At 28.0% G+C, this 26,187-nt stretch carries 23 protein-coding genes; 17 read left to right on the top strand and 6 right to left on the bottom strand.

The window, feature by feature from the left end; genetic code table 11:
• The 7 genes from KJQ99_RS01315 to KJQ99_RS01285 are packed head-to-tail and all read left to right on the top strand — an operon-like array spanning nt 1 to nt 7,654.
• Nucleotides 1-1,182 (top strand): FtsW/RodA/SpoVE family cell cycle protein, encoded by a 1,182-nt coding sequence (locus KJQ99_RS01315; RefSeq protein WP_214117889.1) that lies wholly within the window; start codon nt 1-3, stop codon nt 1,180-1,182.
• The gene (locus KJQ99_RS01310) at nt 1,179-2,159 is read left to right on the top strand and encodes a UDP-N-acetylglucosamine--N-acetylmuramyl-(pentapeptide) pyrophosphoryl-undecaprenol N-acetylglucosamine transferase (protein ID WP_214149782.1); all 981 of its coding nucleotides are present in this window, start codon (nt 1,179-1,181) and stop codon (nt 2,157-2,159) included. Before KJQ99_RS01315 ends, KJQ99_RS01310 begins: the two co-directional genes overlap by 4 nt.
• Nucleotide 2,160: 1 nt before the next feature.
• Nucleotides 2,161-3,498 (top strand): MBOAT family O-acyltransferase, encoded by a 1,338-nt coding sequence (locus tag KJQ99_RS01305; RefSeq protein ID WP_214149781.1) that lies wholly within the window; start codon nt 2,161-2,163, stop codon nt 3,496-3,498.
• Nucleotides 3,498-4,418 (top strand): DUF459 domain-containing protein, encoded by a 921-nt coding sequence (locus tag KJQ99_RS01300; RefSeq protein WP_214149780.1) that lies wholly within the window; start codon nt 3,498-3,500, stop codon nt 4,416-4,418. Before KJQ99_RS01305 ends, KJQ99_RS01300 begins: the two co-directional genes overlap by 1 nt.
• Entirely contained in the window at nt 4,415-5,533 is a 1,119-nt protein-coding gene (locus tag KJQ99_RS01295) for a GDSL-type esterase/lipase family protein (RefSeq protein WP_214149779.1), read from the top strand. Before KJQ99_RS01300 ends, KJQ99_RS01295 begins: the two co-directional genes overlap by 4 nt.
• Nucleotide 5,534: 1 nt before the next feature.
• Nucleotides 5,535-6,899: a uracil-xanthine permease family protein gene (locus tag KJQ99_RS01290; protein ID WP_214117884.1), complete on the top strand. Its 1,365-nt coding sequence runs from the start codon at nt 5,535-5,537 to the stop codon at nt 6,897-6,899.
• Entirely contained in the window at nt 6,896-7,654 is a 759-nt protein-coding gene (locus KJQ99_RS01285; RefSeq protein ID WP_214149778.1) for a 5'-methylthioadenosine/S-adenosylhomocysteine nucleosidase, read from the top strand. The genes KJQ99_RS01290 and KJQ99_RS01285 overlap by 4 nt, the downstream gene beginning before the upstream one ends.
• Before the next feature lie 42 nt (nt 7,655-7,696).
• On the opposite strand, the gene KJQ99_RS01280 is transcribed toward KJQ99_RS01285, so the two are convergent.
• On the bottom strand, nt 7,697-9,340 hold the full coding sequence (locus tag KJQ99_RS01280; protein ID WP_214149777.1) for a methyl-accepting chemotaxis protein: 1,644 nt from the start codon (nt 9,338-9,340) through the stop codon (nt 7,697-7,699).
• A 203-nt stretch (nt 9,341-9,543) separates the two neighbouring features.
• Here KJQ99_RS01280 and KJQ99_RS01275 point away from each other — a divergent pair, with 203 nt between their 5' ends.
• Complete coding sequence (locus KJQ99_RS01275) at nt 9,544-10,410, top strand: hypothetical protein (protein ID WP_214149776.1); 867 nt, start codon at nt 9,544-9,546, stop codon at nt 10,408-10,410.
• Nucleotides 10,411-10,488: 78 nt separating this feature from the next.
• Here KJQ99_RS01275 and KJQ99_RS01270 read toward each other — a convergent pair whose 3' ends face one another.
• Together KJQ99_RS01270 and KJQ99_RS01265 are read right to left on the bottom strand one after the other, a co-directional pair.
• A complete protein-coding gene (locus tag KJQ99_RS01270) occupies nt 10,489-11,478 on the bottom strand; it encodes a GMP reductase (protein ID WP_214117880.1) in 990 nt (329 codons plus the stop codon).
• Nucleotides 11,479-11,587: 109 nt separating this feature from the next.
• Entirely contained in the window at nt 11,588-11,944 is a 357-nt protein-coding gene (locus tag KJQ99_RS01265; RefSeq protein ID WP_214149775.1) for a RidA family protein, read from the bottom strand.
• A 174-nt stretch (nt 11,945-12,118) separates the two neighbouring features.
• Between KJQ99_RS01265 and dcuC the strand changes: the two genes are divergently transcribed.
• From dcuC to KJQ99_RS01240, 5 genes are read left to right on the top strand one after another with little or no spacing between them, the layout of a single operon-like run.
• Nucleotides 12,119-13,510 (top strand): C4-dicarboxylate transporter DcuC, encoded by a 1,392-nt coding sequence (gene dcuC, locus KJQ99_RS01260; RefSeq protein ID WP_214117878.1) that lies wholly within the window; start codon nt 12,119-12,121, stop codon nt 13,508-13,510.
• Nucleotides 13,511-13,524: 14 nt separating this feature from the next.
• The gene (locus KJQ99_RS01255) at nt 13,525-14,682 is read left to right on the top strand and encodes a trans-sulfuration enzyme family protein (RefSeq protein WP_214149774.1); all 1,158 of its coding nucleotides are present in this window, start codon (nt 13,525-13,527) and stop codon (nt 14,680-14,682) included.
• 11 nt (nt 14,683-14,693) lie between these two features.
• The gene (gene purB, locus KJQ99_RS01250) at nt 14,694-16,064 is read left to right on the top strand and encodes an adenylosuccinate lyase (protein ID WP_214149773.1); all 1,371 of its coding nucleotides are present in this window, start codon (nt 14,694-14,696) and stop codon (nt 16,062-16,064) included.
• Between the two features lie 2 nt (nt 16,065-16,066).
• On the top strand, nt 16,067-17,389 hold the full coding sequence (locus KJQ99_RS01245; protein WP_214149772.1) for an MmgE/PrpD family protein: 1,323 nt from the start codon (nt 16,067-16,069) through the stop codon (nt 17,387-17,389).
• 54 nt (nt 17,390-17,443) lie between these two features.
• Complete coding sequence (locus KJQ99_RS01240; protein WP_214149771.1) at nt 17,444-18,790, top strand: ATP-binding protein; 1,347 nt, start codon at nt 17,444-17,446, stop codon at nt 18,788-18,790.
• Nucleotides 18,791-18,822: 32 nt separating this feature from the next.
• Here the strand turns inward: KJQ99_RS01240 and KJQ99_RS01235 are convergent, their stop codons facing one another.
• Genes KJQ99_RS01235 through KJQ99_RS01225 form a run of 3 tightly spaced genes read right to left on the bottom strand, consistent with a single transcriptional unit; the run spans nt 18,823 to nt 21,535 of the window.
• A complete protein-coding gene (locus KJQ99_RS01235; RefSeq protein WP_214149770.1) occupies nt 18,823-19,617 on the bottom strand; it encodes a nitrilase-related carbon-nitrogen hydrolase in 795 nt (264 codons plus the stop codon).
• A complete protein-coding gene (locus KJQ99_RS01230) occupies nt 19,617-20,276 on the bottom strand; it encodes an RraA family protein (protein WP_214149769.1) in 660 nt (219 codons plus the stop codon). The genes KJQ99_RS01235 and KJQ99_RS01230 overlap by 1 nt, the downstream gene beginning before the upstream one ends.
• A 20-nt stretch (nt 20,277-20,296) precedes the next feature.
• A complete protein-coding gene (locus KJQ99_RS01225; RefSeq protein ID WP_214117871.1) occupies nt 20,297-21,535 on the bottom strand; it encodes an MFS transporter in 1,239 nt (412 codons plus the stop codon).
• 232 nt (nt 21,536-21,767) lie between these two features.
• On the opposite strand from KJQ99_RS01225, the gene KJQ99_RS01220 reads away from it, so the two are divergent.
• The 4 genes from KJQ99_RS01220 (at nt 21,768) to KJQ99_RS01205 (ending at nt 26,020) form a co-directional block, all read left to right on the top strand.
• Nucleotides 21,768-23,066, top strand: a complete 1,299-nt coding sequence (locus KJQ99_RS01220) for a GntT/GntP/DsdX family permease (RefSeq protein WP_214149768.1) — start codon at nt 21,768-21,770, stop codon at nt 23,064-23,066.
• Nucleotides 23,067-23,075: 9 nt separating this feature from the next.
• On the top strand, nt 23,076-24,347 hold the full coding sequence (dsdA, locus tag KJQ99_RS01215; protein ID WP_214149767.1) for a D-serine ammonia-lyase: 1,272 nt from the start codon (nt 23,076-23,078) through the stop codon (nt 24,345-24,347).
• A gap of 71 nt (nt 24,348-24,418) precedes the next feature.
• Nucleotides 24,419-25,045 (top strand): helix-turn-helix transcriptional regulator, encoded by a 627-nt coding sequence (locus KJQ99_RS01210; RefSeq protein ID WP_214117868.1) that lies wholly within the window; start codon nt 24,419-24,421, stop codon nt 25,043-25,045.
• Between the two features lie 84 nt (nt 25,046-25,129).
• Nucleotides 25,130-26,020, top strand: coding sequence for a radical SAM protein (locus KJQ99_RS01205; RefSeq protein ID WP_214149766.1), 891 nt, complete (start codon nt 25,130-25,132; stop codon nt 26,018-26,020).
• Nucleotides 26,021-26,187 lie beyond the last annotated feature (167 nt).

Here is a 26,187-nt window from a genome sequence, read left to right as displayed (position 1 = left end):
TTGATTAAAACCCATTTAAGAATTTTTGAAATAGTGCTAATACTTATGATGTTTAGCATAGTTTTTGTTTTTTCTATGGGTTTTTTTAACTATGGGGGACAAAAATCTCCTTATGGTTTTTTATTTTCTCAAACCCTTTTTGCAATTGTTGGAGTGCTTATTATTTTTACCTTTCAATTAATTAGCGAAAAGGCTTGTTATAGAATTTTATATGTTATTTTAGGTTGCAGTGTTTTAGCTTGTTTTGTCTTACCATTTTTACCTGCTTCGTTAGTTGTTGAAACTAAAGGAGCTAGAAGATGGATTAGGCTTTTTGGTTTTTCCATTGCACCATTAGAATTTGTAAAAATTTCTTTTATAGCTTTTTTGGCTTTTACATATTCAAGAAAGATTGATGAAAATAAAAGAAAATTTTTACAAGATTTGCGATTATTAGCTCCAACTATAGCTATATATTGTTTTATTTTTGGCTATGCTTATATTACTCAAAATGACTTAGGACAATGTGTTGTAACTGCTGTTACATTGTTTATTATGGCATTAGCTGCTGGGGTTAGATTTAGAAATATTTTATATTTATTTTTAGCTGCAATTGCTGCTGGAATTTCATTAATAGCTTATAATCCTAGAAGACTTGAAAGAGGGCTTGAGTGGTGGGGTAGTATTCAAGATTTTGTTTTACCAATTTTCCCTGAAAGCATTCAAGAAAGTCTTAAAATAGCCCATTCAAGTGAGCCTTATCAAATATCACATAGTTTAAATGCTATTACAAATGGAGATTTATTAGGGCAAGGATTTGGATTAGGGGTTTTTAAATTAGGATTTTTAAGTGAGGTTCATACTGACTTTATACTATCAGGCATTGCCGAAGAAATAGGATTTTTAGGATTTTTGTTTGTTTCTTTATTATTTGGTTTTTTAATAGCTTCGGTATTAAAATTATCAACTTATATGAAAAATAAGCAAAATTATTTGTTTTGTATAGGCTATGGTGTTTGTATTATGGCTACTTTTTTAATGAATATTGGTGGAATTATTTCTTTAATTCCTTTAAAAGGAATTGCAGTGCCGTTTTTAAGCTACGGGGGTAGCTCTATGTTGGCTAATTCTATAGCTATTGGAATATTATTAAGTATTTTTAAAAATACAGGAGAAAATATTAATTTGGAAAATAAAGAATGATAGCAATTACTGGTGGTGGAACAGGCGGGCATTTAGCAGTAGCTAAAGCTGTGTCAAAAGAATTAGATGAGTTTGTTTATATAGGTAGCACTAAAGGACAAGATAGTTTATGGTTTGAAGGTAGCAATTGCTATTTTTTAAAAAGTAGTGGTTTTGTAAATCAAGGAATTTTAGGCAAGATTAAAGTTTTATTTTCTTTAATAGCTTTAGTATTTGAATGCCTTAAAATATTTAAAAAGCATAAAATTACTTGTGTTTTAAGCGTTGGTGGATATTCAAGTGTGCCTGCTAGTATAGCTGCAATTATTAGTTTTAAAGCACTAATAATTCACGAACAAAACTCAAAAATGGGTCTTGCAAATCGCCTTACAAAACCATTTGCTAAAAGGTTTTTTTCAGCTTATGAAAAAGAGTTTTGCCCTTACCCTGTGCAAGAAAAATTTGCACTCAATAAAAGAAAAAGAACCGAAATTAAAACAATTTTAATAATAGGTGGCTCTCAAGGAGCTAGATTTTTGAATGATTTTGCATTAGAGCTTTATCCTGAATTATTAAAATTAAATATTAAATTAATTCATCAATGTGGTGCTAAAGAGTATGATAAATACGAAAAAGCGTATGAGAAATACGAAATTAAACCAACACTAATAGGTTTTTCAAAAGAGATTGATAAATATATGCAAGAAGCTGATTTTGCTATTAGTAGAGCAGGTGCTAGTGCTAGTTTTGAGCTAATAAACATAGCTTTACCAACACTTTTTGTGCCGTATAAATATGCTTATAAAAATCATCAATATTTTAATGCCTTGCATTTAGTAGAAAACAAACTAGCATTTATTTGTGAAGAAAAGAATTTAAATAAAGAATTTGTATTGAATTTGCTTAAAACAAATGCCTTAGAATACGCTAATAATTTATATGAATATGAAAATGTAAATGGTGCTAAATTCTTAGCAAATGTTTTAAAGGAATATTGATTTGAGCTTTTTTTCTGTTGAGTTTTTAATATTAATATTTATATTTTTCATTGTATTTAATTTGCTAGGCAAAAATAAGCAAAATGCTTTATTGTTAGGGTTTAATATACTAATACTATATTTATTTAATCCTTATTGCTTATTAGTAGTGCTTGTTTTTAGCTTTTTTATTCATTTTTTTGCTTTGAGCGTTTATGTTAGGAATTCTAAAAATATCTTTTATACTGCTATATTTTTTATAGTGTTAAATCTATGTATATTCAAATATTATTCAAGTATTAAAGATAGTGTTGATTATGTTCTAAGCTATTTTGATATTATGATTGCTGATATAATTTTTCCTTTAGGGCTTAGTTTTTATACTTTTAATGCAATTACTTATATTGTTTGGGTTTATAAAGAAAAACAAGAGCCAGTTGGTTATTTAACGCTTTTTACTTATCTTAGTTTTTTTGCTACTTTTGTTAGTGGTCCTATATTTAGATATGTTGATTTTATTAAGCAATTTAATACTTTAAAACGCTTTAAACACAAGGATTTAATACTAGCTAATTTATTATTTGCTTTAGTAAAAGTATTTTTGATTTTACCTATTGTGGATAAGTATTTTTACGCATTTTTAAATGATTTAAATAATTTAAGTTTTTTAGGTTTATTAAATTGTTTTTACTTGTATTCAATCAAACTATATTTAGATTTTAGTGCTTATATTAATTTAGTTTCCGCATTTGCTTTAATGATTGGCTTTAAATTGCCTAAGAATTTTAATAATCCATTTAAAGCTAGAAACATTCAAGATTTTTGGAAAAGATGGCATATTAGTTTATCAAGTTTTATTCGTGATTATATTTATATTCCACTTGGTGGAAATAGGGTAAATAGAACAAGTTTAAATATTATTATTGCCTTTGTTATTTCGGGTATTTGGCACGGAAATTCGTATAATTTTGCTTTATGGGGTTTAGCTCACGCTTTAGGGCTGATTTTTATTTCTTTATTTTCTTATAGGTTTAATAAATTTGTAGCTTCATTTATAACTTTTACTTATATTAGCATTGTTTGGAGCTTTTTTTATTTTGTGAGTTTTGATGAGGTTAGAGAATATTTTTCATTTTTCTTGAAATTTAATTTCATTGATAAAAGAGAAATTTATATATTTTTAGTAGTATTTGTTTTATTTATAATTAATTTTTATTCTAAAAACCACTTAGCATTGGTTGTAAATATTTTAAGACACTTAAATATTTTTATAAAAATTATTGTAATTAATCTAGTTTTATTAATTGTGTTTATTTATATGCCAAGTGGAATTCCTAACTTTATATATGCAGGGTTTTAATGAGAGAATTTGTTTTAATAATTATTAGTTCAAGCATTATTTTTATTAGCTTATTTAACGACTCTTTAAAAGAATATTATGAAGTAAATTATCATAAAAATATAGATTTAGATTTTGCATTTTTTAAAAAAAGCAATGAATTTAAAGAATACCTAGAATACAATGTGTTTTTTACAAAGGTAAAAGAAATAAAACCACAAATAAGCAATGAAAACAATAATAAAATAAAGGTATTTCATAAATGCTATCTTGATACTTTATATATGATTAAGCTAATTGCTAAGCAAGAAATTCGCAATAATCAAAAATTAGTTTTAAGTAAAAATAATGGAGTAATTTTATTAGGCGATAGTTTAATGCAAGGTGTTGGGCTAAGTATATGCAATTCTTTAAAAAAACAAAATATTAAATGTGAGAATTTAGCAAAGCAAAGCACAGGATTACTTAGAAAAAAATACTATGATTATGCAAAGGTTTTAAAATCTTCTTTACAAGAAAGTGCAATTAAAAATGTAGTAATTTTAGTAGGTGTAAATGATTTATGGAATGCTAATGAAAACAACAAGGTATTAAAATTTGGCGATAGTGAATGGAAAAGTTTTTATACAAAAAGAATTGATGAACTTGTAAAAATTACAAGAGATTATAACGCTAATATTTTTTGGTATGAATTACCTGTAGTTAAAAACGATGAGCAAAATGAAAAAATAAAAATATTAAATGAAGTATTTTATGAATTGGCTAAAAAAAATAATTATCAATTCATAAAATTAGATTCTGTATTAACCGAGCATTTTGATTTTTATATCAAGATAGATGGCAAAAGCAAAAGGATTAGGTCAAATGATGGCATACACTTTACTCCACTTGGGTATGAGTTGATTTCACAAGATTTTTTTAAAACAGTTGAAATACAATGAGAATTATTATTTATCTTAGTATAGTTATATTTTTTTCATCTTGTAGTTATGTGGATAGTTTATTTATAAAAGAGATAAAAACAGATAAGATTTATAAATCCCCTAAAATATCTCAAAAAAGCCAAAATGAAATTCTTGTAAGCAAAGAAGCAAAAGTTAAAACAAATTTAGTTAATTTTCAGCCTGATAAACCAAAAGAAATCCAAGTAAAACCTAAAAGCAATCTTTTAATTCCTTATAAAAAAATAGCATTTATAGGAGATTCTCATTTAGCAAGTGATTATATTCCCGAATATTTTAGAAAGGCTTTAAATATTCACTCTTTAGGATTTGTTCCTGCGATTTTACCTAAATGGCACAATCAGTATTTAGCAGATTATAATAATTTAGGATTTAATGTAGAGTATTTGATAAATACAAAAACTAATTTAAGTTTTGGTGGAATTAATGCAAATTGCAATGCAAAATGTGAAATTAATATAAATCTTAAATTCAAGGCTAATAATGTTGAGTATTTAGAATTTAAATCAGGAATTTGGAATATAAAAAATTATCAAAAAAACACAAATCAGATTAATTTTTCTACAACGGCAAATAAAATCGGTGGTTTTATTACTAATAATTCTAGTTATATTGATAATTTAGGTATTAATGGAGCTAGTATTTTTAATTATTCAAGAATAGATTATAACTTAGCTAAAAGTGTTGCTAAGAAATTAGATTATGATTTAATAATATTTTCTTTTGGCACAAATGAGAGTGTGTCAAATAAGATTAATCAAGAGAATTTCATTAATAACTATTTAAATATTATAGAACTTTTCAAAACAAAAAAATCAAAAATAATATTATTAATCCCGCCAGAACCAACATTATTTGTGAATAAAAACTATGTTAAAGGAGAGAATAATGCTTTAGTAAAAACTTTAATCAAACAAGTGGCAAAGACAAGTGGTGTTTATATTTTTGATATAGATAATTTAATGCAAAAAGAAGGGGGAAAAATTGCTTGGATAAATGATAAAAAATCATTAAAAAATACACATCTTACTAAGTCGGGCTATGAGTATGTAGCATTTAGGTTATTAGAGTTTTTAAAGATTACAAAGGAATAAAATGAAAGATGAATTAATATATAAATTAGAAGATAGGCCTCCGTTTGTGCGTGCTGTTTTAGCTGCACTTGTTCATTTATTAGCTATGTTTGTAGCAGTAATAACTCCTTCATTATTAATAGGAAAAGAATTAGGACTTAGCCCTGAAAATGCTACTAGGATTATTTCTATGTCATTATTTGCTAGTGGGGTGGCTGGATTTATTCAAATGATGACTTTAAAGGTTGGAAAATTTCAAATTGGTTCAGGTTTATTAAGTGTTCAAGGAACAAGCTTTAATTTCGTTTCAGCAATCATTACAGGTGGTTTGGTGCTAAGAAATCAAAACCTAAGTGATGCAGAGATTTTAGCAGCAATTTTTGGAACTCTTATGTTATGTAGTATCACTGAAATGCTAGTATCAATCAGTTTAAAATATGTAAAAAGAATTATTTCAAATCTAGTTTGTGGCATTGTTGTAATGATAATAGGTCTTACTTTAATTAGTGCAGGACTTATTAGTGCAGGTGGTGGATTTGCTAGTATGAGCAAGGATATTCCTGCGAATTTACAATTTGCAAGTTTAGAAAACTTAGCTTTAAGTGGAGTAGTATTATTATCAATTGTAGTATTTAACTCTTTTAAAAAGCCTATTTTTAGGGTTGGAGCTTTATTTTTCTCAATTATTATTGGTTTAATACTTGCTACATTTTTAGGTAGATTTGATTTAAGTAATGTGCATTCGGCTAATTTATTTATAGTTCCTGAACCATTGTTTTATGGTCTTAGCATAGAAACTAGCCTAATTTTGCCATTTGCGATAATATTTTTAGTTACTTCACTAGAAACCATTGGCGATATTAGTGCTACAAGTGAGCTAAGTCATCAGCCAATGAAAGGCGAAATATACGAAAGAAGATTAAGGGGTGGGGTATTTGCTAATGGGTTTAACTCTTTAGTATCAGCATTTTTTAATACTTTTCCAAATTCTTGTTTTGGTCAAAACAACGCAGTAATTGCACTAAGCGGGGTTGCAAGTCGTTATGTTGGATATATTGTTTGTATTATGCTTATGATTTGTGGGATTTTTCCTATTGTTGCAGAGTTTGCTTTAAGAATACCTGAACCTGTAATTGGTGGTGCTATTTTAGTAATGTTTGGAACAATTGCTGCAACTGGAATTAAAATAATTTCAAGAGAAGAATTAAATAAGCGTTCTGTTATGATACTTTCAATTTCACTTGCTCTAGGTTTAGGGGTAAGCACTCAACCACTTATTTTAGAGCATTTACCTGATGTGTTTAAAAATCTATTTGGCTCAGCAGTTGCAACTGCAGGATTTAGTGCTATATTGCTTGAGATTTTATTACCTAAGGATAATAAATGAGAAAACTATTAATATTATTAATTCCTAGCTTTATTTTTGCTAGGATTTTAATTCAAGGTGCAATGCCTATTGAGATTGATACTTTAGTAAATGCTATGAGTGATAAAAAGGTAGTTAAAATAGGTAGTTATATATTTTATGAAGGCAAAATTAAAGGAAGAGATATTGTAGTATCAAGGACTTTAATAGGTCTTGTAAATGCTTCAGCAGCCACAACTTTAGGCATAACTTATTTTAAGCCTGATATTATTATAAATCAAGGCACAGCAGGTGCTATTGTAGAAGGTCTTAAATTAGGAGATATAGTTGTAGGAGATAGAATTTATAATGCAAATTCTTATAAAACTCCTAAGAGTTTATACACTATCAATCCTTTAGCAAAAGAGCCAATGATAGCTCCACTAACTTTGCTAGATGCAAATAATGAAGATTTAAAAAATGAGTATTTTACAAGTAATGAAACTTTAGTAAATAAATTTATAAGCCTAGCTCCTAAAGGGGTTTTAAAGGTAAATATAGCTAGTGCTGATGCTTTTAATAAAGAAATCTTAATGCTTCATCTTTGGAATAAAACCTATAATGCAAGTGTTGAAGAGATGGAAAGTGTAGCTGCTGCTCAAGTTGCTAAAGCTTTTAATGTGCCGTTTTTAGCTATTAGAATTGTATCTGATAATTTGATTGAAGATATTGATTATACTCCTAGTATTGCTACTAAATTACAAGAATTATTAATAAAGATTATTGATAAGTTTTGATATTTAATTTTTATCCTAGCAAAAACTAGGATAAAAATCTTTTTATATTTTAAAATATTTTATATGTTGTGTTAAGGTATTTGCAATTTCTTTTAAGCTATTTGCTGCGTGTGTGTTTTCTTGCATAGATTTATTGGTATTTTCAGAGCTTTTTGTGATACTTATCATATCGTTATTTAGGCTTTGAAGTTTTTCTACTTGTGCGTTAGCAGCATTACTTACTTCATTAGCTTTTAATAATGAATCATTTGCTTGATGGCTGATTTGCTCTAAAATCAAATTAGCTTCATTAGCCAGTCTCATTCCGCTTTCTACTTGTGGAACTGCTGTTTGAATAGCATCAACCGTTGCTTGAGTTTCGCTTTGTATTATTGAAATCATATTTGATATTTCATTTGTTGCTGTGTCAGTTTTTTCTGCTAATTTTCTAATCTCATCAGCTACAACTGCAAATCCACGCCCATGCTCTCCTGCACGAGCTGCTTCAATTGCAGCATTTAATGCAAGAAGATTTGTTTGCTCTGTGATTTCTTTAATCAATTCTGCACTATTGCTAATTTCGGTTGAGTGTTTATCTAGCATTTTGATTTGCTCTGAAGAATAATGCACGGTTTCTGTGATTTTTTCTATTTCTTTAATTGTAGTTCTCATAGAATTAATTCCATTATTTGATAATTCAACCGTTTTTTGAGAATTTTCTTTCGTTTGATTTGCTATATTTAATACATCTTGCATAGCTATTCTAGCATTGTTTATATTTTCTAAAGATTCTCTTGATTTGTTTTGTTGTTCGTTTGATAATTTACTAGCATTATTTGAAGCATTTGTTACTTCTTTTGCACTATTTTCTAATTCTTTTGAAGAATGAATTACTTCTCCTACAATATCTTTTAATTTATTTTCCATTTCTTTTAAAGCATATAGCATACTATCTTTATACTTAGTATCAATTTTAGTATCTAAATTCCCGTGTGATATGCTAATTACTGCTTTAACTGCGTCTTTTACTTCTCCACCAAGTGAACTAATAATTAATCTTGTTATATAAAGTGCTAAGAAAATCGCTACTAAAAATGCAACTATGCTAATTGCTATACTACTACTTAAAAAGCTGCTAATTGTCCCTCTTGCTTGTTTTGTTAATGCTTGATTTTTTGCTTCTTGATAATCAATAAATTCATTAATAACATTTAGCCAAGTAACAAAACTATCTCTTGCTTGAGATAATAATATTTCGTGAGCTTTGTTTGTATCATTATTGTTTTTATATTGAATTATTTCTTTTATTAAAGGAAGAGTTTTTGCTTCTACGCCTTTAATTTTTTCTAAAATCAATCTATCTTTATCATCTACTAAATCAGCATTTGCGAATATTTTTGCCATATTATTAGCTGCTACATTGTAATTGTTTTCTAATTTATCAATTAAAGATATAGCATTATTTATCTCGTTTTTATCACTTAATAAAACAACATCTCTAATAGCTATTGCTCTATCATGCACACTACCTCTAAAATCAACTGCATACCTTTGTTTTACAGCATTTACATCGCTAATTTCGTTTAAATCATTATTTACGCTATTAATTTTAATATATCCGCTAAAAAATATGATTAAAATAAATGCAAGAATACTAGCAAAACCAATAAATAATTGTGCTTTTAAAGAAAGATTTTTCCCTAACATTTTATTTCCTTTTAAATTAAATTTATTTTATTATAATAAAAATTATTAATTAGCAAAATAAAAATTAGAAAAATTATAATGATAATTTAATATATGAATTAATTAAGTTTTATTTAAGCATATAAACTAGGAATTTTAGTTGAAATTCAATCTTGTGATGATTTTATATTTTAAAATTAAAAGAATTTAAATTAGGAATTAATATGAAAGCTAGTATTATAACAGCACTTAATATGGATTTAAAATCAAAAATCAGTTCAACAACTCATATTTTATCAAGTATAAATATCGTAATTTTGTGTCTTTTGTCTTTTTTCGTTTTAAAATGCACTGGGGTTTTTGTCCGTTTTATCTTAGCTAAATACACTATTTTTACATTTAATAATGACCCGTTTTTTAATCTTGCTAGTGATGTTTATTCTTGTTTGTATTTATATTTATCCTTTGTGATTAATTTATTTTTAACAATAACTAATATTCAGAGATTAAATGCGGTTATTACTAATAAATATTTAAGGTTTTTTGTGATTTTTGGATTTATTATTTTTAATATTTGTAGTTTTATTTTATTCTTTATTTTAACTTTTGTTTTAAACATAATTTTTATGCTAATTTTATCGTGCTTTAAAGATAAAAATATAAGTGAAATACAAGCTTCAAGCTCATTTGCAAATGCATTTATGCTTAATTTTGATACTAAAATCAAGCCTAGATTTTTCATATTTTTTAATTTTTTTGCAATCTTGCTAATTTTGATAACATTGATTGAGAAGAAATATGGTTTTGCTATTTTCATACTAGCTTCACATTTATTCGTAGTTTTTACTCCGTTTTTATATTGTGAGATTTTTTATATTTTTAATGATTTTTCTAAGCTAAATAAGAGATTTTTTAGATTTGTTTTTGTTATTTCAATTCTAACTTATTATATTAGTTTTATTACCCTTGATAGGATTGGATTATTTTATGATATTGTTAATGCAATAGCTGTTTTTAGCTTTTTGTTTTTATATTTTATAGCTTGTATTTATGTGATTATTGCTCTTTATTGTAAGAAATATAATTACTAGCTTGGAATTTAAATTAAAAAAATATTTAATAGAGTATGTATTTTCCTAATTTATAGCTAAATTAGGAAAATTTATTAATTAGATAGTATCTCCGTTAAAGATTGAGTTTTTAACCACTACATAATCAACTTTTCTAATATCACGAAGTTCTTTTCCACCTGCATAAGAAATTGAGCTTTGCAAATCTTCTCTCATCTCATTTAAGGTATCAAAAATATTTCCCCTAAATGGAACATACATTTTTTTACCTTCTACATTTTTACGCTCACCTTTTTGAAATTCACTTGCTGAGCCATAATATTCTTTCATTTTTTTACCATCAATTTCTATGGTTTTTCCAGGACTTTGCTCGTGTCCGCTAAATAATGAGCCTATCATTACAAAAGTAGCTCCAAAACGAATTGATTTTGCTATATCTCCGTGATTTCTAATACCACCATCTGCAATTATTGGCTTTTTAGCACTTTTAGCACACCAGCGAAGCGCTGCAAGCTGCCAACCACCAGTTCCAAAACCGGTTTTAAGCTTAGTAATACATACCTTACCAGGTCCAATACCAACCTTAGTTGCATCAGCTCCAGCATTTTCTAAATCCCTAACAGCTTCAGGAGTTCCGACATTTCCTGCTATTACAAAGCTAGTTTTTAATGTGCTTTTAATGTATTTAATCATCTTAATTACATTGTCGCTATGTCCGTGAGCAATATCAATTGTAATATATTCAGGATATAGTTCATTTGCTTTTAATTCATCAATAAATTCGTATTCTTTTTGAGTAATGCCAACAGAAATTGACGCAAAAAGCCCTAATTCTTGCATTTTTTTTACAAAGTCTAATCTTTTTTCAGGCTCAAATCTATGCATAATGTAAAAATAATCACTTCTAGCAAATGAAATCGCTAATTCTTCATCAATGATTGTTTGCATATTTGCAGGAACTACAGGTAGTTTAAAAGTTCTATTACCAAGCCTTACGCTAGTATCGCATTCGCTTCTTGAATTGATTATACATTTTGCAGGGATTAATTGCACGTCTTCATAATCAAATACTAATAAATTATTTAACATCTCATCTCCTTAAATTAAAGAACTGATTTTATCTTATAAACAATTAATAAAAACTTGATTTTAAAAGTAAAAATACTTTACGGAATTTAAATCCGGATTTTCACCGGAATTATTTTTTAGCTATCGCTTCTATTTCTATTCTTGATGCTTTTGGTAATGCTGCTACTGCAAATGCACTTCTAGCAGGGAAAGGCTCTTTAAAAAACTCAGCATAAGCTTCATTAACTGCTGCAAAATCATTTATATCAGCTAATAAAACCGTTGTTTTTATAACATTATTCATATCTAAACCTTGCTCGTTTAAGATAGCTTTTATATTTCTTAAACTTTGTCTTGTAAGCTCTTTAATATCGCCTTTTACAAACTCTCCTGTATTAGGGTCAATTGGTAGCTGACCACTAACAAATACTAAATCATCTGATTTACCACACACACTATAAGGTCCAATAGCCTTTGGATAATTCATTTTTTCTCCTTTTTTGAAAAATTTTGCAAAAATATTAGCAAAAAAATATTAATTGATAAAAAATAATAAAAAATATTACTTTTTTACTAAAATTTTCTTAAATTTATCTAATTTTAAGAAAATTTTATTAAATTTACTTCAAAATAATAATTTTATTTTTAAAGGAGAGTTGAGATGTTTAGCATTTTGTTTTCACTAGTAGCAATTGCTATATTAGTTTTTATGCTTGCAAAAAAGATAAATGCTCATATGGCGTTGTTGCTTAGTGGTTTATTTTTATTATTAGTTGCGACTATGCACGATAGTAATGCTATTTTTACTAGCAAAGTTTTAGACGCTAAAGGGGATTTAAATTTTTGGTTTTTTAATCTTTTTGAAGTTTTTAATAAAAACCTTTCTTCTACACTTAGTGGTCTTGGACTTACTCTTATGTGTATAGCAGGTTTTAGTGCGTATATGGAGCATGTTGGGGCTAGTTATGCTTTATTTAAGGTTTTTGAAAAGCCACTTAGTATGGTAAAATCTCCTTATATGCTTTTAATAGTTTCTTATTTTGTTACACAATTTTTGGTAATTTTTATACCATCTCACGCTGGACTTGGACTTTTACTTATGGTTACTATGTATCCTATTTTGGTTAGGACTGGTGTTTCAAAATTATCAGCATTAACAGTTATTGGGACTTGTCAATATATTGACCATGGTCCTGGAAGTGGTAATGTTATATTAGCTGCTAAAACAGCAGGAGTTGATCCAGCTACTTATTTTGTTCAGTATCAATTACCAACTACTATACCTATCATATTAGCTGTTGCGATTGCTATTTATTTTACATCTAAATATTTTGATAAAAAAGATAATTTTGTGTTTAATAAAGATGAAATTGAAAAAGAACTTAGTGAAAATGGCGAAAATAAAACAAAATATCCGCCAAAAATTTATGCGATATTGCCAATAATTCCACTAATTTTAATATTAGGATTTTCAAAAGTTGTTGGAAGTAGCATAAAAATGAATGTTCCTGTAGCTATGATGATTTCTACATTTGCAGCAATTATTTTTGAAATGATTAGATATAAAAGCGTAATTGAAACTTTAAATTCTATTATGGTATTTTTTAAAGGTATGGGACATTTATTTGTAATAACCGTAAGCCTTATTGTATGCGGTCAAGTATTTGCTGCTGGGCTTTTATCAATAGGTTTTGTGGATACTTTAATTAATTTTGCAAAAGACGCTGGATTTGGTGTATTAGCAATAATTATATTTGTATCAATTTTACTTTCTTTATCAGCATTTTTGATGGGTTCAGGAAATGCAGCATTTTTTAGTTTTGCACCATTAATTCCAAATATTGCAAAATCTTTTAATGTTGAAACAATTATGATGATAGCACCTATTCAAATAATGACAGGATTTGGAAGATGCGTAAGTCCAATTGCACCTGCTATTTTAGCAGTAGCAGGAATTGCTAAAGTTAGCCCATTTGCGGTTGTAAAAAGAACAGCAATACCTATGATAGTAGCTGGTATTGTAAATATTATTTGCACTTGTATTTATATTTAAAAAAAGGAGAGAATATGAAAACTAAAACAAAATTAATTCATTTAGGTCGTGGTCAGGATTTACCTGTAAAAGCAGTAAATCCTAGTGTTATGAGAGCTTCAACTATATTATTTAAAGACCATAAAACTTGGCAAGAATATCGTGAGCTTAGAAAAACGCAAAGAGTTTTAAGTTATGGTGCAAGGGGAACTGAAACTACTTTTGAACTTGAAAAATTATTATATGAGCTAGAAGGTGGATTTAGAGCTTCGCTTTATCCAACAGGACTTGCAGCACTTGCTATGGTTTTATTAAATTATGCAAGTAAGGACGCACATTTTTTAATAACTGATGGAATTTATGGACCTGTTAGAACTATATGTGATTTGTTTTTAAATAAAGTTGGAGTAGAAGTTGAGTTTTTAAAAGCAGATGCTAGTGATGTTGAAAGTAAAATAAAGCCAAATACAAAACTTATTTTATGTGAAAGTCCTGGTTCTATTATGTATGAAATAATTGATGTTCCTAAATTATGCGAAATAGCACACAAACACAATATACCTGTAGCAATTGATAGCACATATTCAAGTGCATATTTATCAAATCCTATAAAACTTGGGGTTGATATTTGCGTAATTGCAGCTACAAAATACCTTAGTGGACATTCTGATGTTGTTATGGGTTGTGTGATTGTTAATGAAAAAGAATACAAAAATTTTAATGAATTACCAGAAGCTTTAGGTTTAACTACAAGTCCTGATGATTGTTATTTAGTTCTTAGGGGTATGAGAACTCTTGGAATTAGACTTAAAAATCACGAAGAAAATGCAGATAAGGTTGTTGAGTTTTTACAAACAAGAAAAGAAATTAAAAATATTTTTTATCCAAAATTACCAACCCATCCAAACAATGAAATATTTAAAAGAGATTTCATAGGAACTAATGGTATGGTAACTATAGAATTTAATTCAGGAATTAGCAAAGAACAAGCTATTAAATTCGTAGATGATTTGGAATATTTTTCAATAGGTGCTAGTTGGGGTGGATATGAAAGTCTTGCAACGGTTACTATGCCACCAAGAACTGCTACTAAAGTTGATAGTAATAGGGTTTTTGTGAGATTTCATATAGGTTTAGAAGACGCTAGTGATTTAATAGCTGATTTAGAACAAGCATTTAACAAAATTAAATAAAAGGAGAAATTATGACAGGTATTAGTGTATTTGATATGAGATTATTAGGTGATTCTTGGAGCACAAAAGCTATGCGTGATATTTTTTGTGAAGAAAATAGAATTCAAAAATGGCTTGATGTTGAAGCTGCACTTGCAAAAGCTCAAGCAAAGCTTGGCATTATCCCAGAAGCTGCAGCTACAGAAATAGCTAAAAAATCATTTTATAAATATATGGATATGGATTTTATATTTAATGAATATAAAAAGACAAAACATCCATTAGTTCCAACCGTTAGGGGCTTAGAAAAAGCTTGCGAGAATGGATATGGAGAATTTGTTCATTTTGGGGTAACTACTCAAGATATTATGGATACTGGGTTTGTTTTACAATTTAAAGAAGCTTTAAAGCTTATAAAAGATGATTTAAAAATCATAGCAAAATCTTTAAAAAAACTAGCAGTAGAGCATAAAAATACAGCTATGATGGGAAGAACTTTAGCGCTTCAAGCTCTTCCTATTACTTTTGGACATAAAGTTGCTATTTGGCTTGATGAGCTTAATAGACATTATGAAAGAATACTTGAATGCGAAGAAAGACTTTATGTAGGTCTTATAGTTGGTGCGGTTGGCACTAAAGCTAGTTTAAGTGATAAACATAATGAAGTTGAAAAACTAACAATAGAGAGTTTAGGATTAAAAGTTCCTTATATTTCTTGGCAACCAGCAAGAGATAGATTTATTGAGCTTGGATATGTATTAGCTAATATAAATGCTACATTTAATAAAATAGCTCATCAGATTTTGATTTTATCTCATAATGAAGTAAATGAAGTGGCTGAACCATTTGGCAAAGGTCAAGTAGGAAGCTCTACAATGCCACATAAAAGAAATCCAGCAATAAGCGAAAATGCTGTAACAGTTAGCAATACTTTAAAAGCAAATATTGCAATTTTAAGCGATATTGAAAGACACGAACACGAAAGAGATGGACAAGTATGGAAAATGGAATGGAAATTACTTCCTGAAATCTTTTTAATGCTTTCTTGTGTTCTTGATAATATGAAAACAGCTTTAGGCGGATTAGAAGTTAAAAAAGATTCAATGTTAAATAACCTTAATACTTTAAAAGGTTTTGTTTTAGCCGAAAGGGTTATGTTTGCATTAAGTGAGCATTTTGGAAAACAACACGCTCATGAGATTGTATATGAAAATGCTATGATTGGAATTGAAAATAATAAAACATTCAAAGAAGTTTTATTAGCAGATAGCAGAGTAAGAGAAGTTTTAGATGAAAAATCAATAGATGCTTTACTTGATGCTACTACTTATGTTGGATATGCACCAAAATTAGTTGATGAGTTTTTAGAAAAAATTAAAAATGCAGAGATTTTAAAGGATTAATTATGCTTTATAGTGAAAAATTAGCTGAATTTGTAGTAAATAAAAGTTATGAAGATATACCAGCTGATGTAAAAACTAGAGCAAAAGAATTGATGTTAGATACCATTGGAGTTGCTCTTGCGGGTAGCAAAAATGATGCTATTTTAAAAACCATTAAGGCATTTAAAGAAGAGAATGCTAATACAAGCATTTGGGGTAGTGAATTTAAGGCTACCCCACTTAATGCTGCTATGATAAATGCTATGAGTTCTCATATACTTGATTTTGATGATACTTTAACAGAAGCTATACTTCACGCAAGTGCTATTTTAACCCCGCTTTGTCTTAGTTATGGATTTTCTAAAACAAACGATGGTAAAAAAATATTAAAAGCTTTTATTATGGGTTGGGAAGTTGCAGGAAGAATTGGGGTTGCTAGTAATGGGACATTTCATAAAAATGGTTTTCATACAAGTGCTATTGCTGGAGTTTTTGGAGCAAGTGCTGCAGCTTGTGTTATCAATGATTTAAATGTTTCGCAAACAATCAATGCTTTAGGTTTTGCTGCTAGTTTTGCAGGTGGGATAAATGAGTTTTTAAGTAATGGAAGCAATTCTAAAATACTTCATATAGCAAGTGCGGTTTTAAATGGAATTAGAGCTTGTGAGTATGCAAAAGCTGGTCTTTTTGCTCCTGTTAGTATTTTTGAAGGTCGTGATAATATCTTTAGAGCATTTGGTATAGAAGATGAATGCGATAAGACAAGGCTTGATAAAAATTTAGGAAAAGATTATATGGTAAAAGAAGTATCAATTAAGCCATATCCAAGTTGTCATTTCGCACACGGGCTTATTGATTGTGCCAAAGAACTTAGAAATGATGGTTTAAAGCCTGATGATATAAAGGAGATTTTATGCTATGTAGATAGCGTTCCTATTTCTTTTATATGCGACCCTATAGAAAAAAAGCACAATCCAAAAACAGATTATGAAGCAAAATTTTCATTTGCGTATTTAATAAGTTATATGTTTATAGATGGTAAAGTGAATTTAAATTCTTATAATGAATTAAATCGTGAAGAGATTGTTAATTTTGCTAAAAAAATTAAATATGAAAAATATATTTCAGGTGGATTTCCAAAGTATTTTTGTGGCAAATTTAAAGCAACGCTTAATAATGGAAGCACTATTATTAAAGAAGTAAAAATTAATAAAGGTAATCCAGATAATGCTTTAAGTTTAGATGAATTACTTGAGAAATTTAATGCAAATGTAAATGATAAAAATCTTTCAGAAAAAATTAAAAAACAAGTCTTAGATTTAGAAAACATAAAAAGTTTTGAATAAATTAAAATTTATCGTTTTTAGATTATAATAATTTAAAAACGATAAAGGTTAAATATGTTTGTTAATAGAGAAAAACATTTAAAAACTTTAAACGATGAATTTAATAAAATCGGTTTTACTTTCACTATTCTTTATGGTAGGCGTAGGGTTGGAAAAACTAGACTTATTAAAGAATATATAAAAGATAAAAAAGCTTTTTATTTTTTATCAAGCCTTGAAAATATTAACATTACAATTAATAGAATGAAAGATGAATTAGCTAATTTTTATAATGATGATTTATTAAAACAAATTCAAATAAATGATATTAAAACTTTATTTTTATATGTAGCAAATAAAATAGATGAAAAAATAGTAATAGTAATTGATGAGTTTCAATATCTTGCAAAGCTTGATAATTCTATTCCATCGCAATTTCAGTATATTTGTGATGAGATATTTAAGAATAAAAATATTCATTTGATTTTATGTGGCTCAATTATTTCTATGATGTATGAATATACATTATCATACAATTCTCCTTTATATGGTAGAAGAACTAGTGCTATTAAGCTTGAAGCACTTGAGTTTAAGTATTTAAAAGATTTTTTTCCTAATAAAACTAAAAATGAGCTTATAGAAATATATAGTGTGTTTTATAGTATCCCAAAATATCTTGAGCTTATAAATGATAAAGGGGATATTTATGAAAATATTAAAGCAAATATTTTAAATCCAAATTCATATTTATATAATGAAGCTAGTTTTGTATTACAAAATGAAATTAATGAACCTATAACTTATTTTTCAATTTTAAAAATTATTGCTAGTGGAGAACATAAGATTGGAAATATTGCTAGTAAATTAGGTAAAAGTCCAAATAATATAACATCTTTTATAGATAAATTAATTGAGCTTGATATTATTTATAAAATTATTCCTATAACCGAACAAAATCCAGAAAAATCAAAAAAAAGTTTATATTTTATAAAAGATAATTTTTTAAGATTTTATTTTGCATATATATTTACTTATAAATCTCAACTTGAACTTGATAATACAGATTATGTAATTAATATAATTAAGACAAGTTTTATGGAATTTATAAGTAGGGTGTATGAAGATTTAGCGATTAATTATCTTTTAAACACACATAAAGACCTTTTAAAATGTGGTAGATGGTGGGATAAAAATACAGAAATTGATGCGGTTGGGGTCGCTAAAGATTATTTAATGGTTGCTGAATGTAAATATAAAAATAAAGCAGTAGGAACTAATGTTTTAGAAGATTTAAAAGCAAAAGCTACTAAAATAGATAGTAATTTACCTATTAAAAAATATATTTTATTTAGCAAAAGCGGTTTTACAAATGATTTAAAAGCACTTGCTAGTGATGAAATACAATTAATTGAATTATTATAAATTTCGTATGTTTAAGACATACGAAATTTAGTTTATAGGCTATATAAATTAGGCTTTCTTTGAGATATACAAGGCAAGGCTTTTCTAACTTCATCAATTTTATTAAAATCAATTTCAAATATTTGAATACCTTCATCAACGCCAAGTTTTATTTCTTCAAGTCCAAGTGGATTTATTAGGCACGAGCGACCTGTGTAGATATTACCTGTTTGATTACTAGCACATAAATATATTGTGTTTTCTAAAGCTCTTGTTTTAGTAAGTAGCATAAAATGCTCATCTTTATATTTGCCATCTACCCAAGCAGTAGGAACTAATACAAGCCTTGCACCATCAAGTGCTAAAGTTCTAGCAATTTCAGGGAAACGAAGTTCATAACACACCATTATCCCCATTTTGCCCCATTTTGTATCAAAGGCTTTTATTTTTTCATTACTTGCATTTATATCTTTACTTTCATCATAGCTAAAAGCATCGTAAAGGTGAGTTTTTGAGTATTTATGGATTATTTTGCCACAATCAGCAAAAATTACGCTATTTTTAGTTTTTTCATTATCTTTTTCATAAAAACCAAAAACAACTGCGATATTTAACTCTTTACTTTTATTAATAATGCTTGTTACAAATTCTTCATCAATATTTTGAGCAATGGTATTAAAATTAATCCCTTCATTACTAGGCACAAAAGCCTGTGAAGTTTCTGGAAACACCACAAGCTCAGCACCAAAAGATTTTGCCTTTTGCATAAAATCAATAATTTTTTCAAGGTTAATTTTATAATTTCTATCAGTTTTTATTTGAGCTAAAGCAATTTTTAATTTATTCATCATAAACCCTCAAAATATTTATTTGCACCTAAAATTTCGCTAAGTGGAATGCCTTTATCTATTTTTGCTTTTGTTTCAATTTCTCCGATTTGAACATTTATTGCTCTTTTGCCAAGTTCTTCAACATTATCAATATCTGGATTTAAAACCAGTATTCCATCATCATCAGCTACTATCAAATCTCCTGGATTTATAACAACATTATCAATAGCAATAGGAACATTAATTGAGCCTTCAATTCCTTTAATTCTAGTTGTTAAAGCACTAACATTTCTATACCAAACATTAACGCCAAGATTTTTAATAGCATTCAAATCAGTTACACAACCATCAATGATTACTCCACCAACTTTTTTGTGTCTTGCCATATAGCAAACTAATTCTCCAAAAGGTGCTCTTTCATAATCTTTATTAGTATCAATTATTACAATATCACCTTCATTTACGATATCAAATACTTTATGAACAGCAGTAGAATCAAGGTGTGGTATTCTAACGGTTATAGCAGTTCCTACTAGTTTTTTTCCACTATGAAGTGGCTTTAAATTTCTAATAAAACCACAATCTTGCATATGTCCTATAGTTGAAGGGCAAACCTCTTTATAAAGATTAAGAATTTCATCTGAAACTTTACTAACTCTTTTGTTTAAAATAAACATTTTTTCTCCTTTTATTAAAATTAATTACTTTCTAAAGCATTGTCGGGTTTTACAAATAAATAAGCTATCATAGCAAGTGTTACAGGAATTATATTAAATAATATAGCTATATTCCATCCATATTTTTGTGCCATCCAGCCAACTAAAATAGGCGAAAACGCTGAACCTACATTTCCCCATAAATTCATCCAAGAGCTAACCGCTGCTGCTTGACTTCTACCTTTATCAGCTGCAACAGCCCAAGATACAACAACAGGAAGTCCTAAAAACCCAAAACCAAGACTTAAAAATAAAATACTAAGCATTGTATTTTCAACATATACAACTAAAAATAAGCATATATCAAATATTAAAAATCCAGCAACTGCTAAATAAGTTCTAGCTTTTTTAAAACTATTTGTAATTTTTAAAATCTTATCGCTTAATCCACCACCAAGTGCAACAAATATACAAATAGCAAGCCAAGGAGCTCCAGCGTAAAATCCCATAGCTTTTAAATCAAGCCCTTTAGCTTCTAGTAAGAATGTAGGAAGCCAAGTCATAAACATACCTGTCATATAAACACAAAAAAAGTATGCAATTCCAAGTGCATAAAATTCTTTATTTTTTAAGAATGCTTTCCAAGGAGTTTTTTTAATACTATCTACAAATCTTTCACTTTGAATATATAAAAGTTCGTCTTTACTAATAAATTTATTATCTTCAGGTCTTGATGAACTTATAAAATAATAAATCAAGGCGATTAAAATTCCAATCGCACCAAATACATAAAATACACTATGCCAACCATAATTATTGACAAGCCAAACAGATATAAATGGAGCAATTACTGGCCCAAAGTATGAACCTGCTAGTAAAAATGAAGCTGCTCTTGCTTTTTCTTTTTTACCAAACCAGTTATTATTAAATGCTGCATTGCTAGGATATATAGGAGCTTCTCCTAAACCAAATAAAAATCTAACTACTAAAAGTAGCATAAATGTTCCTGCAAGTGGCGTTAAAATAGTAAAAATTGACCATAAAATTAATGCAAAAATAGTCATAAATTTATTGCCAAATTTTTGAATTAAAATACCACTTGGAATTTGAGCTGCGGCATAAGCTATAAAAAATGCAGAATTTAATAAGCCAAATTGAGTTTTATCTATATTAAATTCTTGCATCATAAAACTAGCAACGACAGAAATATTTGCCCTATCCATATAAGCGATTAAGCCTATTAGGAAAAATACAAAGGCTATAAGCCACCTAAATCTCATAATTTCTCCTTTTTTTAAAATTAACTTATTTTCATTATATAAAAATAATAAAATTTTATTATTATTTTTTCTAAAATTAATAAAAATTTGTTACTTTTTGTAATATTTTATGAAAAAGTAAGAAAAATTAAGAAAATTTATTAAAAAAAATCAAAAAAATTATTATTTTAAGAAAATTTTAAAGATGGGGGGGGGTATAATCAAATGATGATTTTTAAATAAAGGAGAAAAGATGAGCAATTTTGCTTTAATTTCGGTCTTAATAGCTTCTATTGCTTTAGTTGTGTTTTGTATTACAAAACTTAAAATCCACGCTTTTTTATCATTAAGCTTAGCAAGTATTTTTGTCGCACTTATAACTGGTGTTGATTTAACAAAAATCGGCTCTATTATTGAAAATGGAGTAGGTGGGACGCTAGGATTTTTAGCTGTTATTATTGGTTGTGGAAGTATCTTAGGAAAAATGCTAGAAGTTAGTGGCGGAGCGCAAAAAATAGCCCTATCATTACTAAATCTACTTGGTAAAAAAAGAGCTGATATTGTTATGATGTTGGTTGGATTTATTGCTGGTATTCCTGTATTTGTTGAGGTTGGATTTGTCTTATTAGTGCCTTTAGTTTTAGTTGTAGCTAAAGAAATAGGTGTTAGCAGAATAAAAATAGGCATAGCATTAGCAACTTCACTAATGGCAGTTCATTGTATGGTGCCACCACACCCAGCAGCTACTAGTATAGTAGGTACTTTAGGTGCTGATATAGGTCAAGTAATTTGGATGAGTATAGTTGTGGGTATGATATGTGCTTTTATAGGTGGGGTTTTGTTTTTGAAATTCTTTGATTTTTCAAAAGATAATGAGATGAGTGTTTTTGATAATACAAGTTCTACTTACAACTCTATGCCAAGCACAGCAATTACTTATTTTACAATACTTTTACCTTTAGTTTTAATGTTGCTTAAGACTTTAGTATTTAAAGATAATGCAGTATTTGCATTCATTGGAAATCCTATTATCGCATTATTAATAAGTGTTTTTGTAGCATATTATACTTTAGGTTTAAAGCAAGGCTATTCTATGCAAAATTTAATGGAATTTAGTTCTAATTCATTTACACAAATTGCTTCAATTTTATTAATCATAGGAGCAGGTGGAGCTTTTAATGAGATATTAATTGCTTCAGGCATTGGCGAAGCATTAAAGCAGACTTTAGGAAGTTTGAGTTTAAATCCTGTATTTTTAGCTTGGTTAATTGCTATTATTTTACATGCTAGTGTTGGAAGTGCAACGGTTGCTATGATTAGTGCAGCAGGAATTGTCTTGCAAATGGATAGTAATGTTAGTAAAGAAGTTTTATGCCTTGCAATAGGAAGTGGTGCTATAGGTTGTACTATCGTAACTGATAGCTTATTTTGGCTAGTAAAAGAAAGCTTAGGAATGAGTGTAAAAGCTATGTTTAAATATTTTACAAGTGCGACTTTAGTAGCAAGTATTTGTGGTTTAGTTTTAAGCTATGTTTTATCAATAATTTTATAAGGAGTAAAAATGTTAATTGAAAATCTAAAAGCAATGAAAGAAACAAGTTGGATTAATACAAATCTAAGTAATGATGTATTAAATGAATTAAACAAAGGTGCTATTAAGCTTGATAGAATTGATGATGCAAGGGCTAGGCTTAATCGTTTTGCACCTTTACTTAAGATAATTTTCCCTGCTACAAATATTACTAATGGTATTATAGAAAGCCCATTAGCTTGTGTGAATAATTATAAAAAAGAGTTAGAAAAATTAAGTGGTGCTAGTATTCAAGGCGATGTTTATATAAAACTTGATTCGCATTTACCAATATCAGGCTCTATTAAGGCTCGTGGTGGAATATATGAAGTGTTAAAACACGCAGAAGATTTATTAATAGAAAATAATATGCTAAGTATTCAAGATGATTATTCAAAACTTGCCGAGCCAAAATATAAAGAATTTTTAAGTAAATATAAAATAGCAGTTGGCTCAACCGGTAATCTTGGTCTTTCAATAGGAATTATGAGTGCAAAACTTGGCTTTAAAGTAGAAGTTCATATGAGTGATTGTGCTAAAGAATGGAAGAAAAAAATGCTAAGAGAGCACGGATGCAGCGTGATTACTTATGAAGATGATTACGGCGTCGCAGTAGAGCAAGGAAGAAAAAGTTCTGAAAATAATCCGTATTGTTATTTTATAGATGATGAAAACTCGCATAATTTATTTTTAGGATATAGCGTTGCTGCAAAGAGATTAAAAGGACAATTGCAAGCATTAGATATTAATATCAGCAAAGATAGACCGCTTTATGTTTATCTTCCTTGCGGTGTTGGTGGTGGTCCTGGTGGGGTTGCTTATGGGCTTAAGGCTGAATTTGGCGATTGTGTAAAATGCTTTTTTGCTGAGCCAACGCATAGTCCTTGTATGATACTTGGACTTGCTACCGGAAAACATAGTGATATAAGTGTAGCTGATATTGGGCTTGATAATATTACGGCTGCTGATGGGCTTGCTGTTGGTCGTGCGAGTGGTCTTGTAGGCAAAGTGCTTGAGCGTGTAATTGATGGAAGCTTTACGGTAAGTGATGAGAATATGTATAGATATTTAAGCTTACTTGCATCTAGCGAAGGTATTAAACTTGAGCCTTCGGCTTTAGCTGGGGTTAAAGGCTTAATGATTTCTAATGAGCTTAAAACTGAACATAAAAACGCAATTCATCTAATATGGGCAACAGGTGGAAGTATGGTGCCAGACGCTGAAATGGCTGAATTTATTAAAACAGGAGATGAATTATTATAAAATAAGCCCTAAAATAGGGCTTATAATTACTTTACGCAACTATAATTTACAAAACATTTACCGAGGGCTTTATGAATCAACAAACAAGAACAGAATATATAAAATTAGTGCATTTTTTAGCACAAGCTTTAGGCAAGGATTATGAAATAGTTTTGCACGATATAAATGATGATGGAATGAGCATTGCAGAAATTGCTAATAATCACATAAGCGGAAGAAGTATTAATTCTCCTATTACAGGATTTGCACTTGAGCTTGTTAATAAAAAGATTTATGAAGAAAGAGATTTTTTAAGCAATTATAAAGCAAGTGCAGGTGGAAAAAATATAAGAGGTAGCACATTTTTTATCAAAGAAGGCAATAAATTAAGTGGAATGCTATGTATAAACTACGATAAAAGTAGAATGGAAAATATAGCAGCACAATTATTAGGTAGTGATATACCTGTAGAAGAAGCTGCTTATGAAGAAGTCTTGAGCCTTGATTTAAATGAGCTAATTCAAGAATTAACAGGGCTTAGCGTAAATGAGCTAAAAAATACTAATCTAAAACCAAAACAAAGACAAATAATAGTAGATAAAATCTATGAAAAAGGTATTTTTAATATAAAAGGCTCAATTACAGAAATAGCTAATCTTTTAAACCTTTCAGAATCAAGCATATATCGTTGTATAAACAAATCTAAACAAAAATTTTAATCAAGCATAAACGCTTGATTAAGTTAAATTCCATTAGTATTTAGTGCTAAAATCTCAATAGTAATTAATATTAAAGGTATTTTTATGAAAGTAATTTTTGGCCCAGTTAATTCAAGAAGATTTAAAAAATCTTTAGGTATAGATTTAAGTCCTAATGAGAAATGTTGTAATTTTGATTGTTTATATTGTGAGCTTGGAAAAGCTAAATTAAAATATGAAAATAAATCAAATTTAAGTGTTGAATATATAATAAATGAGCTAAAAGAAGCTTTGAAAATACATAAAGATTGCGATTATATAAGCATTAGTGCAAATGGCGAACCTACTTTATATCCATATTTAGATGAATTGATTATAAAAATAAATGAAGTTAAAAAGAATGCAAAATCATTAATTTTGAGTAATGCAAGCACAATTTTTGATAAAAATATTCAAAAGGCATTATTAAATCTTGATAGCGTTAAACTAAGTATTGATAGTGTAAACCCTAAAGTATTTCGCAAAATTGATAGAACGAATATAGATATAAATAAAATAGTTCAAGGTATAAAAGAATTTAGTCAAATTTATAAAGGTGAGTTGATTTTAGAATGCTTGGTTTTAGATGGTATTAATGATGATGAAAAGGATTTTATTGCTTTAAATGATATTTTAAAGGATATTAAAGCAACTAGACTTGATTTAGGAACTATTGATAGACCGAGTGATTATAATGTAAAGGCTGCAAGTTTTGAGAAATTAAGTAAATTGGCTAGTTTGATAACTAATATAAAAGTTAATATTATGAGTAGAAATACTAATATAAATAAATATGATGATTTGCTTAAAACTATTAGTTTAAGACCATTAAGTTCACAAGAAATTGATGAAAAAGATATAAAAATGTTAGATGAATTAGTAGATAAAAATATAATAAAATGTGTGAAAATAAATGATATTAATTTTTATAAATTAAACAAATCAAATTCTAATTAATATAAAAGCTATTGTGATTAATTTGCTTATTTTAAGTGTATTTATAAACTAAGTGCGAATGAAAGAAAAAGGGCTTGATTTTAACATCAAGCTTTGTTATATCAATATTAAAATTATTTAAAAAATATTCATACAAAAGCGAATAATTATAATTATTCATATAAATA

The sequence above is a fragment of the Campylobacter sp. 2018MI13 genome (assembly GCF_018501135.1).
In the GTDB taxonomy this organism is placed as follows: domain Bacteria; phylum Campylobacterota; class Campylobacteria; order Campylobacterales; family Campylobacteraceae; genus Campylobacter_E.
Note: the sequence above shows the minus strand (reverse complement) of the source record. Positions and strands in the feature narration are given on the sequence as shown.